This is a genomic window from Pseudomonas sp. HMWF006 (assembly GCF_003061205.1).
Classification (GTDB): domain Bacteria; phylum Pseudomonadota; class Gammaproteobacteria; order Pseudomonadales; family Pseudomonadaceae; genus Aquipseudomonas; species Aquipseudomonas monsensis.
This window is the reverse complement of the sequence record NZ_QAIU01000453.1, coordinates 1-1,347: the sequence shown is the minus strand read 5'-3', so window position 1 is coordinate 1,347 and position 1,347 is coordinate 1. Positions and strand designations below refer to the sequence as shown.

Annotated in this window: 2 protein-coding genes; both read right to left on the bottom strand. The window is 61.9% G+C overall.

Annotated features, from left to right (window positions below):
* Window positions 1-433: DUF21 domain-containing protein (locus tag DBR24_RS32935; RefSeq protein WP_371921332.1), on the bottom strand; the 433-nt coding region annotated here is incomplete at its 3' end.
* Window positions 434-445: 12 nt separating this feature from the next.
* Entirely contained in the window at window positions 446-1,258 is an 813-nt protein-coding gene (locus DBR24_RS19510) for an inner membrane protein YpjD (protein WP_123464945.1), read from the bottom strand.
* Between the last annotated feature and the right edge of the window lie 89 nt (window positions 1,259-1,347).

Here is a 1,347-nt window from a genome sequence, read left to right as displayed (position 1 = left end):
TCAACAGGCCGCTGAGGCGGCTGAACAGCCAGGCGAACGGATAAACGATCTTCAGCGGAACGCCCAGCAGGGTATTGCCGAAGGCGAGCACGGCATCGGGGTAGCGTTGGGCAACCGTACGCGGGAAGTAATCAGCAAACACCAGCAGGATGGCACCGGCACCGAGGCACGCCGCCCAAGGGCCGTTTTCTTCACAGAGAAAAATTGCCAGCAATGTGGCAATGACCATCGCCAGGGCGCGGCACAGGGTGTTGCAGAGGATCAGGCTGTCGAGCGGGAAGCTCAGCTTCGCCAGTGGCTTATCGCTGGCACGCGAGGCGGCGCGTTGCGCAAGCAGGTGTTGCTGCGCGATTTCGACGGCGGTAAACAGCCCCGACCACAAAACCAGCAGGACAAATACCGCAAGCATCGGCCCTATGGGCAAACCGTCCATTTATGCCGCCCGTCAGATGTGCAGGATGTATTCACGAACCAGTTTGCTGCCGAAGTACGCCAACATCAGCAGGCAGAAACCGGCGAGCGTCCAGCGAATCGCCTTGTGGCCACGCCAGCCGAGACGGTTGCGGCCCCACAACAGCACGCTGAACACCACCCAGGCCAGGCACGCCAGCAGGGTCTTGTGCACCAGATGCTGGGCGAACAGGTTCTCGACGAACAGCCAGCCGGAAATCAGCGACAGCGACAGCAGCGTCCAGCCTGCCCAGAGGAAGCCGAACAGCAGGCTTTCCATGGTTTGCAGCGGCGGGAAATTCTTGATCAGCCCGGACGGGTGCTTGTGCTTGAGCTGGTGATCTTGCACCAGCAGCAACAAGGCCTGAAACACCGCGATGGTGAACATGCCGTAGGCGAGGATCGACAACAGAATGTGCGCGAGGATGCCCGGCTCTTCATCAATGATCTGCACGGTGCCGGCCGGCGCGAACTGCGCCAGCAGCACGGTCACCGCGCCCAGCGGGAACAGCAGCACCAGCAGGTTTTCCACCGGTATGCGCGAGCAGGCGAGCAGGGTCAGGGCAATCACCGCCGCGGCAATCAGGCTGGAGGCACTGAAGAAATCCAGGCCCAGGCCGATCGGGGTCAGCAGGTGCGTGAGCAGGCTGGCGCTATGGGCGACCACGGCGAGTACGCCGAGGCTAACGAGCAGGCGCTTGTTCGCCTTGGCGCCGGTGGCCAGACGGGTGCTCTGATAAAGGGTCGCAGCGGCATATAGAAGGGCGGCGGCGAGGGTGGTCAGCAAACTGGGTGACAAGGGGAGCATAAATCCTGTTAGGCAAGCCCGAAAGGCGCTGAGTTTGGCATAGAACCGCCATGGCACGAAAGACTCAGGAAGCTGACAGCGAGGTGTCC

Coding starts and splice junctions, on each gene's coding strand:
- DBR24_RS19510 (WP_123464945.1), bottom strand. CDS start 1,258: ATGCTCCCCTTGTCACCCAGTTTGCTGACCACCCTCGCCGCCGCCCTT.